16 protein-coding genes and 1 tRNA gene are annotated in these 16,459 nt (G+C 37.6%); 15 read left to right on the forward strand and 2 right to left on the reverse strand.

Going from position 1 to position 16,459, the window contains the following annotated elements; translation table 11 throughout:
- The first annotated feature begins 76 nt into the window (after positions 1 to 76).
- The 4 genes from DQN23_RS01845 to lytR all read left to right on the forward strand — a co-directional run bounded on the left by DQN23_RS01845 (position 77) and on the right by lytR (position 3,792).
- Positions 77 to 1,498 (forward strand): NCS2 family permease, encoded by a 1,422-nt coding sequence (locus DQN23_RS01845; RefSeq protein WP_111712635.1) that lies wholly within the window; start codon positions 77 to 79, stop codon positions 1,496 to 1,498.
- Positions 1,499 to 1,672: 174 nt separating this feature from the next.
- Positions 1,673 to 2,116 (forward strand): tRNA (adenosine(37)-N6)-threonylcarbamoyltransferase complex ATPase subunit type 1 TsaE, encoded by a 444-nt coding sequence (gene tsaE, locus DQN23_RS01850; RefSeq protein ID WP_058813650.1) that lies wholly within the window; start codon positions 1,673 to 1,675, stop codon positions 2,114 to 2,116.
- Positions 2,109 to 2,621, forward strand: a complete 513-nt coding sequence (locus DQN23_RS01855; protein ID WP_111698233.1) for a GNAT family N-acetyltransferase — start codon at positions 2,109 to 2,111, stop codon at positions 2,619 to 2,621. The genes tsaE and DQN23_RS01855 overlap by 8 nt, the downstream gene beginning before the upstream one ends.
- A 10-nt stretch (positions 2,622 to 2,631) precedes the next feature.
- Positions 2,632 to 3,792, forward strand: a complete 1,161-nt coding sequence (lytR, locus tag DQN23_RS01860; RefSeq protein ID WP_111712636.1) for a glycopolymer--peptidoglycan transferase LytR — start codon at positions 2,632 to 2,634, stop codon at positions 3,790 to 3,792.
- Positions 3,793 to 3,877: 85 nt separating this feature from the next.
- On the opposite strand, the gene DQN23_RS01865 is transcribed toward lytR, so the two are convergent.
- Together DQN23_RS01865 and DQN23_RS01870 are read right to left on the reverse strand one after the other, a co-directional pair.
- On the reverse strand, positions 3,878 to 4,183 hold the full coding sequence (locus DQN23_RS01865) for a hypothetical protein (protein ID WP_058833229.1): 306 nt from the start codon (positions 4,181 to 4,183) through the stop codon (positions 3,878 to 3,880).
- Positions 4,180 to 4,599, reverse strand: coding sequence for an HIT family protein (locus DQN23_RS01870; protein WP_111712637.1), 420 nt, complete (start codon positions 4,597 to 4,599; stop codon positions 4,180 to 4,182). The genes DQN23_RS01865 and DQN23_RS01870 overlap by 4 nt, the downstream gene beginning before the upstream one ends.
- 63 nt (positions 4,600 to 4,662) lie before the next feature.
- Between DQN23_RS01870 and DQN23_RS01875 the strand changes: the two genes are divergently transcribed.
- From DQN23_RS01875 to nusA, 11 genes are all read left to right on the forward strand, one after another.
- On the forward strand, positions 4,663 to 5,388 hold the full coding sequence (locus tag DQN23_RS01875; protein WP_111712638.1) for an ABC transporter ATP-binding protein: 726 nt from the start codon (positions 4,663 to 4,665) through the stop codon (positions 5,386 to 5,388).
- Positions 5,389 to 5,390: 2 nt separating this feature from the next.
- A complete protein-coding gene (locus DQN23_RS01880) occupies positions 5,391 to 6,425 on the forward strand; it encodes an ABC transporter permease (RefSeq protein ID WP_111712639.1) in 1,035 nt (344 codons plus the stop codon).
- A 52-nt stretch (positions 6,426 to 6,477) separates the two neighbouring features.
- Positions 6,478 to 7,299, forward strand: coding sequence for a cell cycle regulator CcrZ (gene ccrZ / locus DQN23_RS01885; RefSeq protein WP_043894957.1), 822 nt, complete (start codon positions 6,478 to 6,480; stop codon positions 7,297 to 7,299).
- On the forward strand, positions 7,299 to 7,937 hold the full coding sequence (gene trmB, locus DQN23_RS01890; RefSeq protein WP_111712640.1) for a tRNA (guanosine(46)-N7)-methyltransferase TrmB: 639 nt from the start codon (positions 7,299 to 7,301) through the stop codon (positions 7,935 to 7,937). Before ccrZ ends, trmB begins: the two co-directional genes overlap by 1 nt.
- Before the next feature lie 41 nt (positions 7,938 to 7,978).
- Positions 7,979 to 8,050: transfer RNA gene (locus DQN23_RS01895), tRNA-Trp, on the forward strand.
- A gap of 251 nt (positions 8,051 to 8,301) precedes the next feature.
- A complete protein-coding gene (locus DQN23_RS01900) occupies positions 8,302 to 9,333 on the forward strand; it encodes a sensor domain-containing diguanylate cyclase (protein WP_111712641.1) in 1,032 nt (343 codons plus the stop codon).
- Positions 9,330 to 10,397, forward strand: coding sequence for a bifunctional glycosyltransferase family 2/GtrA family protein (locus tag DQN23_RS01905; protein WP_043894959.1), 1,068 nt, complete (start codon positions 9,330 to 9,332; stop codon positions 10,395 to 10,397). The genes DQN23_RS01900 and DQN23_RS01905 overlap by 4 nt, the downstream gene beginning before the upstream one ends.
- Complete coding sequence (locus DQN23_RS01910) at positions 10,384 to 12,609, forward strand: glycosyltransferase family 2 protein (RefSeq protein WP_020916256.1); 2,226 nt, start codon at positions 10,384 to 10,386, stop codon at positions 12,607 to 12,609. The genes DQN23_RS01905 and DQN23_RS01910 overlap by 14 nt, the downstream gene beginning before the upstream one ends.
- The gene (locus DQN23_RS01915) at positions 12,606 to 14,444 is read left to right on the forward strand and encodes a hypothetical protein (protein WP_043894961.1); all 1,839 of its coding nucleotides are present in this window, start codon (positions 12,606 to 12,608) and stop codon (positions 14,442 to 14,444) included. Before DQN23_RS01910 ends, DQN23_RS01915 begins: the two co-directional genes overlap by 4 nt.
- A 252-nt stretch (positions 14,445 to 14,696) precedes the next feature.
- Positions 14,697 to 15,182, forward strand: a complete 486-nt coding sequence (rimP, locus tag DQN23_RS01920) for a ribosome maturation factor RimP (RefSeq protein ID WP_171009917.1) — start codon at positions 14,697 to 14,699, stop codon at positions 15,180 to 15,182.
- A gap of 90 nt (positions 15,183 to 15,272) precedes the next feature.
- Positions 15,273 to 16,445 (forward strand): transcription termination factor NusA, encoded by a 1,173-nt coding sequence (gene nusA / locus DQN23_RS01925; RefSeq protein WP_043895187.1) that lies wholly within the window; start codon positions 15,273 to 15,275, stop codon positions 16,443 to 16,445.
- Positions 16,446 to 16,459 lie beyond the last annotated feature (14 nt).

Below are 16,459 nucleotides of genomic sequence, written 5' to 3' on the forward strand. Positions count from 1 at the left end.
TAGACTATATAAGTCGTTCGGAAATAGAAGAAAAAACGACTATTATTAACCTTATTAAAGGAGAAACCATTTAAAAATGGAAAAGTTTTTTAAACTTAAAGAACATGGTACAGATGTTCGTACAGAAGTAACTGCTGGTTTAACAACATTCTTTGCAATGTCATATGTATTGTTCGTTAACCCATCAATCCTTTCACAAGCTGGAATGCCTACACAAGGTGTGTTCCTTGCTACAATTATCGGTGCTGTTGTAGGTACATTGATGATGGCCTTCTACGCTAATCTTCCATATGCACAAGCACCAGGTATGGGACTTAACGCCTTTTTCACATATACAGTTGTCTTTTCATTGGGTTACTCTTGGCAAGAAGCTCTTGCGATGGTATTCATCTGTGGTCTCATTTCACTATTTATCACAGTAACTAAAATTCGTAAATTGATTATTGAATCAATTCCAGCAGCATTGAAATCAGCTATTTCAGCTGGTATTGGTATTTTCCTTGCTTATGTCGGAATTAAAAATGCAGGTTTCTTGAAATTCTCTATTGATGCTGGTACATACACAGTAGCTGGTACTGGAGCTGATAAAGGTCTTGCTTCAATTACAGCTAACGCATCAGCTACACCAGGATTGGTCGCTTTTAACAACCCAGGTGTTATTCTTGCATTGATTGGTCTTGCTATCTCAATCTTCTTTATCGTTAAAGGAATTCGTGGTGGTGTTATCCTTTCAATTGCTGCAACTACAGTTGTTGGTATTTTGATTGGTGTTGTTGATCTTGGTTCAGTTAACTGGGCTGCAACTAACTTGTCAGCTTCGATCAATGATTTGAAAGAAATCTTTGGTGTAGCTCTCGGTAGTCAAGGTCTTGGTTCATTGTTCTCAGATGCTTCACGTATCCCAGGTGTCTTGATGGCAATCCTTGCTTTCTCATTGACAGATATCTTTGATACAATCGGTACACTTGTTGGTACTGGTGAAAAAGTTGGTATCATCGCATCAACTGGTGAAAACAAAGAATCTAAAGCTCTTGACCGTGCTCTTTACTCTGACTTAGTTGGTACAACATTAGGTGCCATCGCAGGTACTTCAAACGTTACAACTTACGTTGAATCTGCTGCAGGTATTGGTGCTGGTGGTCGTACTGGTTTGACTGCTCTTACAGTTGCCGTACTATTTGCTATCTCAAGCTTCTTTAGCCCGCTTGTTTCAATCGTTCCTACACAAGCAACAGCTCCAATTCTTATTATCGTTGGTGTTATGATGCTTTCAAATCTTAAAAACGTTAAATGGGACGATCTTGGCGAAGCAGTTCCAGCATTCTTCACATCAATCTTTATGGGATTCAGCTACAGCATTACTTACGGTATCGCTGCTGGATTCATCACTTACACATTAGTTAAAATTGTAAAAGGTCAAGCAAAAGAAGTTCACGCTGTTATGTGGGTTCTTGACTTATTATTCATTCTTAATTTCGTTAGCTTGGCTATTTTATAAAATATAGTTTTTGACAAAAAGCTGAAGGTACGTTCTCTCACCTTCGGCTTTTTTTGTATGGTGAAAGTGGAGAAAGCTTGTCATTAGTGAATTTAATAGTCTATTGGATAAAATCTACCGATGAAAAAACTGGCGAGACTTGGAAGGTAAGCAGAATTTTGATATAATGGACTCATGTTTTATAGTCATAATGAAGATGAGTTGATGACTTATGGTTATCAGCTCGGTCGAAAATTACAAGCAGGAGATGTTCTGGTTTTAACTGGAAATCTTGGTGCCGGTAAGACGACATTAACCAAAGGAATCGCAAAGGGACTTGATATCGATCAGATGATTAAGAGCCCGACCTATACGATTGTTCGGGAATACGAGGGGCGTTTACCACTCTATCATTTAGATGTTTACCGTATTGGAAATGACCCAGACTCTATTGATTTGGATGATTTCTTGTATGGTGATGGTGTTGCTGTTATCGAATGGGGTGAACTTTTAGAAGAAGATTTGCTTGGCGATTACTTAGAAATCATTATCACTCCTTCAGGAGATGGTCGTGACATTGAGTTACAATCTAATGGCCCACGAAGTAAGGAACTTTCGGAGGCTATAGAACGTGGCTGAACAAGAGGTAATCGTTGAAGAAGCCCAGCTCTCTGATGTCAAAACCTTGGTTGATTTGCTTAGTCAGGTTAGCCAAGAGACAGATTTTGTGGTTGCAGAGACGATTTTGTCGCAAGAAGATATGGAGATTTTCTTGGCGCGACATCTCGAGTCTGTTAATGAAATTTGCTTGGTCGTAAGAGTTGGTAAAAAGTTGGCTGGTGTTTTAAATGTATCCAGCACTAGCTCACCACAAACTAATCATATCGGTGATATTTTCATTGCTGTGCAAGAAAAATACTGGGGGTATGGTCTCGGTTCACTTCTTATGGAAGTTGCTCTTGATTGGGCTTACCACACGCCAGTGATTCGTCGTTTGGAGCTGACAGTTCAGGCTAGAAATAGCAGAGCTGTTCACCTTTATGAAAAGTTCGATTTTAAGATTGAAGCTACAAAAGAACGTGGCGCAAAAACTAAAGATGGAGAATTTCTTGACGTCTACTTGATGAGTAGGTTGATAGACTAAAAGTAAACAAATGAAACTCGGAAAAAAAATTCTGCTTATGATAGCAGCAATCGTTGTGACAACAGTTGTTGCATTAGGTGTTTATATTACAAGTGCTTACAATTTCTCAACAAGTGAGCTCTCAAAAACGTTTAAGGATTACAAGACGTCTGGTTCAAGTAGCAATGCTATTAAACAGACAAAACCTTTCTCAATTCTCTTGATGGGGGTTGATACAGGGGATTCTGAACGTCATTCAACTTGGGAAGGTAACAGTGACTCAATGATTTTGGTAACTGTTAACCCTAAGACGAAGACAACAACAATGACAAGTCTTGAACGTGATATTCTTATTGAATTAACAGGACCTGAAGATAATGATATGAATGGTGCTCAAGCTAAATTGAATGCTGCTTATGCTTCAGGCGGAGCTCAAATGGCTATTATGACCATTCAAGATTTGCTAGATATTAAAATTGATTACTACATGCAAATCAACATGCAAGGTTTGGTCGACTTAGTTGATGCCGTAGGTGGTATCACAGTCACAAATAATTTTGATTTCCCAATCTCAATTGAAGAAACAGAGCCTAAGTATACGTCATCAATCGAACCTGGAACTCACAAAATTAATGGTGATCAAGCTTTGGTATACGCACGTATGCGTCACCAAGATCCAAAAGGTGACTACGGTCGTCAACAACGTCAACGTGAAGTTATTCAAAAAGTGCTTAAGAAAATTTTAGCTCTTGATAGCGTGTCATCTTACAAGAAAATTCTATCTGCTGTAAGTAAGAACATGCAAACAAACGTTGAAATTTCATCACGTACCATTCCAAGTCTTCTTGGTTATGCGGATTCTCTAAAAAATATTGAAACGTATCAGTTAGAGGGTGAAGGACAAACGATTAATGAAATTTCTTACGAAATCGTAAGTTCTGATCATTTGCTTGAGGTGCAAAACCGTATTAAGAAACAACTTGGTTTAGAAGAAAGCACAGAATTAAAAACAACAGCAGTTCTTTCTGAGAATCTTTACGGTACTTCATCTTATTATAGTAGCGATTATAGCAGTTATGATAGTGGCTATAGCACAGGTTATGACACTGGTTATAGTGATTATAGCAACAGTGGCTACAGTGATTACTCAACCGATACTTATTCACAAGATGCAAGTGCTTATGCATATTAACATAAAAAAGTCGACTATTTGGTCGGCTTTTCATTTTAGATTTGAGAGGCGTACAAAAAGTACTGGAATTTTCCAGTACTTTTTGTTATTGTTCTAATTCTTGGTATTTTGAAAGTGTCGTTTTGATTTGTTCAAGTCGGCTTTTGCTTTCTTGTTCAAATAAGCGACGTTTGTAGTCCAATTCTTGGCTAATGCTTTCAAGTTTTGGTAATTGTTGGTTGATATTATCAATCGCTTTGCTGATTTTTGTAATATCACTGGCAATTTTGTCACTGATGTCGTTAGCATCAGCGATATCGTCTTTAATCTCTTCGCGTTTTTGGTAAGCTTGGTAGGCTGTAAATCCAGCGCAGCCAGCTAGGCCTAAGGCGATAAAAGAGCTTAATTTCATGCTTCCACCTCTTTAGTAATTTGCTCTGCTAATTTTCCAAGAGTTTCAAAATCTAGTTCGTGTTCTGTAAAGTTAAGTGAGAATTCGTCGTCGCTAGCATAACGTGGAATGAGATGAACGTGAGCGTGGAAAACGGTTTGTCCAGCGACTTCTTCGTTATTGTTGACAATGTTCATGCCAACAGCACCAGTTGCTTTTTGAACGGCACGCGTAATTTTTGGCAAGCGCGCAAAGAGTTCTTGTGAAGTTTCTTCAGACATAGCAAGGACGTTACGAACGTGTTCTTTTGGAATGAGAAGAGTGTGTCCTTTAGTGGTTTGTGAAATGTCTAAGAAAGCTAAGACTTTATCGTCTTCATAAACTTTTGATGACGGAATGTCACCTGCGATAATTTTACAAAAGATGCAATTTTCCATTTGAATCACCTATAATCCTTTGATTTTGTTATAATTATTATATCAAAAAAATGTGGGTAGCTTATGTTAAAAATTGAAAATGTCACAGGTGGATACATTAATATCCCTGTTTTAAAAAATATTTCTTTTGAAGTTGGTGACGGTGAGTTGGTCGGCTTGATTGGGCTAAATGGTGCTGGGAAGTCAACGACGATTAATGAAGTTATCGGACTTTTGACGCCTTATCAAGGAAAGATTACGCTTGACGGCTTGACTTTGGCTGATAACCAAGCAGAGTATCGCAAAAAGATTGGCTTTATTCCTGAAACGCCAAGCTTGTATGAAGAGTTAACTTTACGTGAGCATTTAGAGACGGTTGCTATGGCTTATGACCTTGATTTTGATCAAGCGATGGCGCGTGCTAAGGAATTGCTAAAACTTTTCCGTCTGTCTGATAAGCTTGAATGGTTCCCGATTAATTTTTCAAAAGGGATGAAGCAAAAGGTTATGATTGTGTGCGCCTTTATGATTGATCCTTATTTGTTTATCGTTGATGAGCCATTTTTGGGACTAGATCCTTTGGCGATTTCTGATTTAACGGATTTGCTAGCGCAGGAAAAAGCAAAAGGCAAAGCTATTTTGATGTCAACACACGTGTTAGATGCTGCTGAAAAAATGTGTGATCGATTTGTGATTTTGCATCATGGTCAAGTGCGTGCAATGGGAAATCTAGCTGAATTGCGTCAAGCTTTTGGTCAAGAAGATGCTAGTTTGAACGATATTTACATAGCTTCAACTAAAGAGGGATAGAAATGAAAGAAGTTTTTCGAAAACGACGCAGCCTCTTTTTAGGGCAATGTCTGAAATACTTACGTTATGTATTGAATGATCACTTTGTCTTGGTCTTGCTTTTCTTATCAGGTTTTTTGATGGTTCAATACGGAGAACTATTGAAGCATTTTCCAAAGCGGCATTGGTGGCTTGAGGCTATTCTAGTTATTGTGACAGTTGCCCTGCTTAGTCTTGGAAAAATTGCGACTTATATTGAGGCACCAGATAAACTATTTTATTTGCCAAAGGAAGAAGAAGTGGTGGCTTGGATTCATCAAGCGAGAGTGCGTTCTTTTGGTGTTTGGGCAGTTTTGCAAACGGCTGTTTTCTTGTTGTTAGCACCCATTTTCTTTAAATTAGGTTTCTCAATTCCTGTATTTTCGGTACTTTTGCTAATTTTGCTTGGTATCAAGTGGGTGATTATGGCAAGAAAAGAAAAAGTCTTTTTTAGAGATGATCATTTTTCTTGGGAAGCTGCCATTACTTATGAAACTAAGCGTCGTCAATCTATTTTGAAATTCTTTGCTCTCTTTACAACGGTTAAAGGAATTTCAGCAAGCGTCAAACGTCGTGCTTACTTAGATAAGCTTCTTGTTTTGGTTAAGAAAGGTCACGATAAAACATGGTCAAACCTTTATCTTAGGGCTTTTCTTCGCAGTTCAGATTATCTAGCTTTGACCTTGCGTTTAGTTTTGTTAAGTGTTCTTGCTTTGCTATTTATTCCAAATCATTTGGTAGCAGTTGGACTTGCTTTGATTTTGAATTATCTTTTACTGTTTCAGTTGTTAGGACTTGCCCAACATTTTGAGTATCAATATTTAACACGCTTATACCCTATTTCAGAAATACAGAAACTGGCTAATTTAAAGGCTTTGTTGAAGACTTTGTCTTATGTTATTTGCTTGATTGAGCTTCTGCTATGTTTTTCTTTGAAGGCTGCAGGGCTTCTGATTTTGATTACTGTAATTGTTACAGAATGGTATCTTCCTTACAAAATTGCGAAGATGATTGACTAGGGGCTGTAAAACAAGTAAAATAAAGGTGAAGAAAAGTATTAACGTATTATATATGAAAGAAAAGGAGGGCAGACAGGTGACAACAGTATCAGATCAGGAATTGACAATGACACCACTTCGAGGAAAAAGTGGGAAAGCCTTTATTGGTCAATATCCGAATGGTGAAAAAATCTTTATCAAGTTTAACACAACACCAATTTTACCAGCTCTTGCTAAAGAGCAGATTGCGCCACAATTGTTGTGGGTACGTCGCACTGGTAATGGCGATACAATGAGTGCACAAGAATGGCTTGATGGAAGAATTTTGACTAAAGAGGATATGGGTAGTAAACAAATTGTCCATATTCTTTTACGTTTACACAAGTCACGACCATTGGTTAACCAATTGTTACAGTTAAACTATAAGATTGAAAATCCATATGATTTGTTGGTTGACTGGGAAAAAAATGCACCCTTGCAAATTCGTGAAAATACGTATTTGCAAGGGATTGTAAAAGAACTAAAACGTAGCTTACCAGAATTTCGTTCTGAAGTTGCGACTATTGTACATGGGGATATCAAACACAGTAACTGGGTTATTACAACAAGTGGTATGATTTACCTTGTTGACTGGGATTCAGTTCGTTTGACAGATCGAATGTACGACGTAGCCTTTCTTTTGAGTCACTACATTCCTTACACACGTTGGGGTGAGTGGTTGAATTCTTATGGCTATAAAGACAATGAAAAAGTACGCAGTAAAGTTGCTTGGTATGGGCAATTTTCATATCTATCACAGATTTTGAAATGTTTTGACAAACGTGATATGGAACACGTCAACCAAGAAATTTACGGCTTACGAAAATTTAGGGAGTTAGTTAGTAAAAAGAAATAATGCGAGTTAGAAAACGTAAGGGTGCTGAGGAGCACTTAGAAAATAACCCACACTATGTTATCTTAAATCCAGAAGAAGCAAAAGGACATTGGCGTGAAGTCTTTGGTAATGATAACCCAATCCACATCGAAGTTGGTTCAGGAAAAGGGGCATTCATTACTGGAATGGCTTTGCAAAATCCAGATATTAACTATATCGGAATTGACATTCAAGTATCAGTGCTTAGCTATGCTTTGGATAAAGTTCTAGATAGTCAAGCACCAAATGTTCGTTTGTTGCTAGTTGATGGTTCTGATTTGACAAATTATTTTGCGGATAGCGAAATTAATTTGATGTATTTGAATTTCTCAGATCCATGGCCTAAGAAACGTCACGAAAAACGTCGTTTGACTTACAAAACATTCTTAGATACTTACCGTCAAATCTTACCTGAACAAGGTGAAATTCATTTCAAAACGGATAACCGTGGTTTGTTTGAATACAGTTTGGTAAGTTTCTCACAATATGGCATGATTTTAAAACAAGTTTGGTTAGACTTACATGCTAGTGATTTTGAGGGAAATGTCATGACTGAATATGAGGAAAAATTTTCTCAAAAAGGACAAGTCATTTACCGTGTTGAAGCACAATTTCAGTAATTAGTGGACTGGTTAAAGAAGTAGTTATCTAAGCTTCTTTCGGAGAGGTCGCATAGTGGCCGAGTGCGCGTGTAGTCCAATTGGATTCGGGGGTTCAAATCCCCTCCTCTCCTTACACAATTGAATAGTAAAAGATGCCCTTTACTTTATAAATAATGATTAAAAAATTAGGGTATTTTTTATTTTTAATTTTTTTGCTATAATTTACTATAAAATGAGGGTCAGATGATTCTATAGTTATGGGGTTATGAATGGGAAAAACTCTTACCAGAGTTAAGAAATCTTTAAAAATTAGTAACTACAGTTTGATTGTTTGGGAGCAAGCTGCTGGTAGTATGACTACCTAGAAAATGGTAAGGCTGAAATGATTTTAGGAAAAGTAAGTGATTTTTTAATCAAGCACCAAAGATTGTTAACGTACTCGAGTATTTTTGCTGCGTTAATGTTATTAACGCACTTAGTGTATGATGCTTGGATTGATCATGATAATCCTACCATTTTGGTAACCTTGGTCGTGATACTCGTCCTCTGTACCGTAGCTTCTTACCTTAATCGAAGACAACATATATTATCCCACTTTATTTTAGAGAGTGCGAAGCTTATTAATGTCTATGCTGTGGACTTAGATTATCGTTTTATTGCGGTCAATAAGAACGATATTCGGCTTATGGAAGAAGTTTTTCATTTCACTCCCAAAATTGGTGATTTTCCAATGAATTATCTTGATAGTGAAGAGGCTGCGCGTTTAAAAGTGAGTGTTGATCGTGCGAAGAAGGGTGAAACGTTTACATTTATAGATACTATTAAGGCAGGTGATAAAACGCTTTACTGGCAAAACATGTATTCTCCCATTTATAACAATCGCCAAAAGGTGATTGGCGTTTTTTGTTGTGTTCTTGATGTTACAGAGCAGAGAGTTCATGAACTTGAAATACAGAAGATGGCATACGAAGATGTTTTAACACGGGTTCATAATCGACGATATATTGAGCTTGCTTTTGAGGAATGTCTGATGCGTAAAGAAGAAAGGATTACGGTTATTATATCTGATTTGGATAAATTCAAAGAAGCCAATGATACCTTTGGACATGCTACGGGAGATAAAATTCTTATTGAGTTTGGTGATATTTTAACGAAGATAATGCCTGAAAGTGCTGTAATAGCAAGGTTAGGTGGAGATGAATTTGCCATTTTACTCCCTGGAGTTTCTGAAAATCAAGCTGAATTTTTAATAAAACTTGTTCAAGCAGAAATGACTCTCAAAGATGCGGGGGTTACAGCATCTTTAGGTGTTTATACGGACTCTTATCAATCACATAAAAACTTCGTTGATTTTTGTGCAATAGCTGATAAGAAAATGTACGAAAATAAAAGTCAGAAAGGAGAACGTCGATGATGTTTCAAGATGTTGTTATTGTCATTCCTGCCTATGAACCTGATGACCGTTTGTTGGAACTTTTGAAAAATATTCGGGATAAGGAAAATCAAATGTTTGACATTATTTTAGTCGATGACGGTAGTGGAGCTGATTTTGCATCGTTATTTGCAATAGCGCAGAGTAACTATGCTTGTCACTTGCAAAAACACGCTGAGAATAAAGGAAAAGGTCGTGCTTTAAAAACGGCTTTTTCATATATTTTGGATAATTTTCCTAATGCCAAAGGAATTGTGACGATTGATTCTGATGGTCAACATACCTACGAAGACATGATGAAATGTTTGGCTGAATTTTTGCAACATCCTGATAGTTTGGTGCTGGGTGTTAGAACATTTGAAAAATCTGTTCCTTTACGTAGTAAATTGGGAAATTTATTGACAAGAGACGTCTTGGGGGCTATGACAGGTATGAACGTTTCTGATACGCAAACAGGGCTTCGTGTGATTCCTATGTCATGGCTACCAAAACTCTTAACCGTGGAGGGTGAACGGTATGAATTTGAGATGAATATGTTACTTGAGGCAAAAGAGGACAATATTTCAATTTGTGAAGTTGGCATTGCAACGATTTATTTAGAGGAAAATCAGTCATCACATTTTGATGTGATTCGTGACTCGATTAGAATTTACAAGGTTTTCTTCAAGTACATTTTTTCATCATTGTTTTCCTTCTTGGTTGATATTGTTGCTTTTACGATTTTAATTTCTTTGTTTAATGGATTGAGTTTTAGTGCGGTGACGTTAGCTTCGGTTTTAGCGCGTGCGATATCATCTGTTGTTAATTTCACCTTGAATCATAAAGTGGTTTTTAAACAAGGTCAATCAAATAGTGCGATAAAATACTTCACTTTGGTGGTAGTACAGATTGTTTTGTCAAGTTTATTGGTAACAGTTCTAGGAAATACCTTGACGATGCTGCCAATTTCATTGGTGAAGATTTTAGTTGATGGTACACTTTTCTTTGTCAGTTATTTTGTGCAAAAACATTTGATTTTTAGTGGAGGCGAGAATGAAGACCAGTAAGAGGGTACTCTATTTCGTTGCATTTGTAACGACTGCCTTTTATTTAACTTGGCGTTTGGTGGCGACTATTCCGTGGCATGATTCATGGTTTGCGCTAATCTTTGGGATTTTATTGTGGGGAAGTGAGGTAGTTTCAGCCATTACAGGTTACATTCTCATTTGGAATAAGCAAAAGGACTTTGAGCTTGAAAAGCCTGAGATCGCTAAGGAGCGTTACCCAGATGTGGATGTTTTGATTGCAACGCATAATGAGGATCCAGAGTTGCTTTATAAGACGATTAATGCCTGCACTTTTATGGAATATCCTGATAAGTCTAAGGTGCATATCTACGTCTGTGATGATACCAATCGTCTAGAAGTTTCCAAATTGGCTGATGAGCTTGGTGTTGGTTATTTTGGTTTGGCGGATAATAAAGATGCCAAATCAGGAAACTACAATAATGCTTTACATCAGACGTCATCACCTTTGGTGGCGACATTTGATGCTGATATGATTCCTTATCGTAAATTCCTGTTGGAGACTGTGCCCTATTTTGTTGAACAAGTTGAGGCTTATGAAAATGGTGACGATTATGATAAGTCAAAAGTTGGTTTGATTCAAACGCCACAAAGTTTTTACAATGCTGATATTTTCCAATTTAACTTGTTTTCAGAATCAACCTTACCAAACGAACAAGATATCTTTTCCAAAGAAATTAATATTTTCAATAATTCGCACGGTGCAGCGGTTTATACGGGATCTAATACGGTTATTTTCCGCAAGGCGATTGAAGATGTTGGTGGTTTTCCGACAGATACCATTACGGAGGATTTCGAGCTAGGTGTTCGGATGAATGTGGCTGGCTATGTAAATTATTCGACGAAAAGTCCAATGGCTAGTGGGTTAACGCCAACAGATTTGAAGAGTGTCATCAAACAGCGCGTGCGCTGGGGACGTGGCGTTATTCGCAGTAGCTACAATATGAATATCTTCTTTAATCCCAAATTGACAAAGGGGCAAAGAATTGTTTATATTAATAGCTATCTTTATTGGTGGTCTTTCTTTAGACGGTTGTTGTATATCTTGGCGCCGATTTTATATACGGTTTTCCATGTGCGTGTGGTGGTGTCAAATATCTGGCTACTGTTCCTATTCTGGTTGCCAAGTTACGCCTTGACACGCTTGTCAATGCGAGAAGTCTCAAAACAATACCGAACACAGGTTTGGGGAGAAATTGTGGAAACGATTTTTGCTCCGTATTTGTTTATTCCCATGATGTTGGAGTCCTTTGGCATTAGCGAGAAAAAATTTAAGGTGACACGTAAGGGAAATGATACGTCGTGGACGTTGTACCTTTATGCGCTTCCTTATCTTGTTTTGTGGGGATTAGCCGTTTATGGTTTGGTGATTTTTAACTATGGAAAATTTGGTTCAGAGCTTTTTTATGGAAGTATTATCAGTTTTTGGTTAATTTATCATATTATCAATTTGACCTTTGCGATTTTCTGTGCGTTTGGTCGTCCGATTTATCGCTCAAGTGAGCGTTTTACTGTTGATGAAGCTATGGTTGTTGAGGTTGATGATGATTCTTACCAAGTGAGAGTCTGTGATATTTCAGAAACGGGGATTTCATTCTATACGAATTTACCATTGTATTTGCCGAAAGAAAAAGAACTGACGCTTAATTTGCAATCACGTGATTATCATGCGAGGGTAAAAGGTCATGTTATTCGTGTTTTTGCGATTGATAATGGCTGGCGCTACGGCGTTCAATTTTCAGAAGTTCCTGAAGCTGATAAGCGTGAATTTTATCAGTACATTTATGACCGCGTTAATCACAATCTTCCGAAGGAAAAAGACCCTTGGATGACAACATGGGATGATTTATTTGAGAACTTTAGTCAACGTTTCCAAAGTAATGAACGTCCTATTTCAGCCTATGACCAAGTAGCTTTTCCGAAAGTCCGAGTCAATGAAGAGGTTCAAGTTGCTGGAAAAAAACGCCAGCTTAGAAAGACAGATTATTATTACATGACATTTTCTGGAAAATTGACCAATCCTAAAAAAGAACCGAATGTCGCATTTACCTACAAAGATTTACCAATTCAGTTGACTTTTGTGTCCTATGATATTGATAGAGGCGAATCGCTTTATCAAGTTACCAATTTAGCGGATTTGGATAGCTTACCTGCTTTTAAAGCCTTAGCCAATGAGTGGAGAGGGAGAGCATGATTAGTATTGCTAGATTACTGTTGTTCTTTGTAATTACTATAGGGTATGATGCTTTTTTCCGTAATACTGTGAAGATGAATCGTCGTTTGACATGGGTGTTTACATTTTCGGTCATTACATTGGCATTGTACCTTGGTAGTTTGTTAGGCTTTATGTTACAGACTGTGTATGCCATTTCTGTTTTAGGCTGTCTTTTGAGTCTTTATTATCTTTGGGCGGTATGGAAAAAGAAATATCGCTTTAGGAGACTTGATTATATTGCGCTTGGAATGATGGCTTATTTGCTTTTGTTTGGAATAACGCTCTGGTATTCACCGCTTTTACATTATGATAATTTTACGCATTGGGCAACGATTGTAAAATTTTTCCATATCAATAATGCTTTGCCAACACAGCAGGATACGATTATTAGTTATTATACCTATCCTGTTGGAAGTTCACTTTTCATTTATTTTTTCACGACTATCGTAGGCTTTTCAGAAGGCAGTATGTTGATCGGGCAATTCTTCTTGATTGCTTCATCTCTTTATGCCATGTTTGCAGCACTTCGTGATGATCGACGTGTCTTAATGGTTAGCATGATTTTTGCTTCGTTTGCTGTTTTTAATACGTTCAACATTGCTATTCGATTAAATAATTTGCTGGTTGATTTTCTGCTTCCAGCCTTGGCTTTGGCAGCCATAGCAGGTTGTTTTGCCTATCGTAATCGTTTCTGGTTTTTGTCGCTAAATACGGCGGTAATTCTTGGATTATTAAGTATCGTCAAAGTAAGTGGACTTTTCTTTGTCGCTCTCGTTTTAGTAGCTTATGTGGTTTGTATTGTGCGTTTACTTGTTCGTAAAAGAGCACGTTTAAAGGCACTAGTGCTGCTCATAATGACCTTACTAGTCAGCTTTCTTCCTTTTGTTATTTGGCAAAAGCATGTGACGGATAACTTTCCAAATGCCTCAAGTGCCAAGCATGCGGTGTCCATGTCAGAACTTGGTCAGGTATTGACGGGAAATCTGTCAGGCGACCCACAAAAAATTATCACTCTTTTTGTCAAATCGGTGTTTACGTTTGACAGTTTGGCAAGCAATGGAATTTTGATAATCAATCTGATTATGCTGATTGCCTTTGTTGTGATTGGCATTCGTTTGAAATATAAGAAATTTGTCTTGTTGACATGGGGATTTGTTGATATTTCGATTGTGACTTACTATATTGGTATTTTGCTCATGTATCTGACAGCAATGCCGACTGATGAAGCGTTAGAATTAGCAGGATTTGAGCGCTATGCTTCGAGCATCGTTATCTTTGCTTTTGGTTGTTTGACCATGTCTTTAGCATGGGTAATGGACAAGTGTCTGTATGAAAAAATCATTAGTAAACGTAATGCTAGGTCTTACAAGAGCTTATTTAATAAACGCTTGTACCAATACGCAAGCCTTGTTTTGACAGTTTATGCCATTGGAATGTTCTTGTCAGAAAATAATAGCATTGTTTACAATAACAATCAGGAAACAAACGAGGTCGCAAAAGAAATTCATCAGCTTACTGGAAGTCAGAGTGATTCGTCAACGGATAGAATTTTGGTTGTAACAGCAGACAAGGAGAATGTAGATAGTTATTTTGTCCAATATACTAGTAGTTATTACCTCTGGAATGAAAATGTCGATACTAGAGATGATTTCAATTTAACAGACGATGACTCTATTGCACTCTTAAAAACATATGACGAAGTCTTGATTTTAGATGACCATTATACGTTTAATGCCTTGACGAAAAAGCTTTTCGGTCGGACATATTCCCCAGGATTGTATAAAGTATCAGATATTCTTGCTGGAAAAGGGTAAGTTTTCTAGCTTTATCAAGCATAAGTCTTGATATTTCAAATAAAATATGCTACTATAATAGAAAATATGTAGAAGGAGGCGGAGTTTGTGACTTCGCCTCTTGTGGTGCTTAAATCTCATTTTAGCCTAAAAGGCTAGTGATTACACGAGATTAAGAGCAAAGTTCTACGATGAGACGCTACAAATCTACTTTCTAGAAGTGAATGAGCGTAGTGAACTTTCTATTTTTGATTTTGAAAGATAAAGGAGGGGATTCTTATCGCAAACGCAAATACAATCATTGATGTCGTTACAGAAGTGGTTGCACCAGCTATTAAAGAGCCGTTTGAATTGGTTGATGTCGAGTATGGGAAAATGGGTAGCGATTATGTGCTTAGCATTTTAATTGACAAACCAGAAGGGATTACCGTAAATGATACAGCTGATTTGACTGAAATCATCAGCCCTTTGCTTGATGCGATTAAACCAGACCCATTTCCAGAGCAATATATGTTGGAAGTGTCTAGCCCTGGTTTAGAACGCCCGTTAAAAACGAAAGAAGCTCTTGAAAAAGCTGTAGGTTCTTATGTCAATGTTAGTCTTTACAAAGCTATTGATAAAGTTAAGGTGTTCCAAGGAGACCTTGTAGCTTTTGATGGTGAAACATTGACCATTGATTATTTGGACAAAACACGCAAGAAAACCGTTGAAATTCCATATTCAACAGTTGCAAAAGCGCGTTTGGCAGTGAAATTGTAGTCAAACTACTACAACAAACTACAATCTGATTTTACTTAGATATAAACGAAAGGATTACATCCTGCTTATCCATGCAGGGCAATGAAAAAAATGAGCAAAGAAATGCTAGAAGCCTTCCGTATTTTGGAAGAAGAAAAACACATTAACAAAGACGATATCATCGACGCTGTCAAGGAATCTTTGAAATCAGCTTATAAACGTCGTTATGGTCAATCTGAATCATGTGTTATTGAATTCGACGACAAAAAAGGTGACTTTAAAGTCTACACAGTTCGTGAAGTTGTTGAAGAAGTTTTTGATAGCCGTCTAGAAATCAGCTTGTCAGATGCATTGAAAATTAGCTCAGCTTACGAATTAGGTGACAAAATTCGCTTTGAAGAATCTGTTGCTGAATTTGGTCGTGTGGCTGCTCAATCAGCTAAACAAACAATCATGGAAAAAATGCATCGTCAAATTCGTGAAGTGACTTACAACGAGTACAAACAACACGAAGGCGAAATCATGACTGGTACTGTTGAACGCTTCGACCAACGTTTCATCTATGTTAACCTTGGTTCTCTTGAAGCACAATTGTCACACCAAGACCAAATTCCTGGTGAAACATGGAAATCACACGACCGTATAGAAGTTTACGTTTACAAAGTTGAAAACAATCCAAAAGGTGTTAACGTCTTTGTAAGCCGTAGCCACCCTCAATTCATCAAACGTATCATGGAACAAGAAATTCCTGAAGTATTTGACGGAACTGTTGAAATCATGAGCGTTTCACGTGAGGCTGGAGATCGTACAAAAGTTGCTGTTCGTAGCCACAATCCAAACGTTGATGCTATCGGTACAATCGTTGGTCGTGGTGGAAGCAACATCAAAAAAGTTATCAGCAAATTCCATCCAAAACGTTACGATGCTAAAGCTGGCGTAGAAGTTCCTGTTGAAGAAAATATTGATGTTATCCAATGGGTTGAAGATCCAGCTGAATTCATCTACAACGCTATCGCACCAGCTGAAGTTGATATGGTTCTTTTCGACGAAGAAGACAGCAAACGTGCAACTGTTGTTGTTCCTGACAACAAATTGTCACTTGCTATCGGTCGTCGTGGACAAAACGTTCGTTTGGCCGCACATTTGACTGGCTACCGTATCGACATCAAATCTGCTTCAGAATATGAAGCACTTGAAGCTGAACGTGCAGAACAAGCAGCTGCTCCAGCTGAAGAAGTTGCTGAAACTGCTGAAACAGAAGTTGTAGCAAACGACGCAGAATAAGAAAGATAGAGGTG

The sequence above is a fragment of the Streptococcus lutetiensis genome (genome assembly GCF_900475675.1).
Taxonomy (GTDB): Bacteria; Bacillota; Bacilli; order Lactobacillales; family Streptococcaceae; genus Streptococcus; species Streptococcus lutetiensis.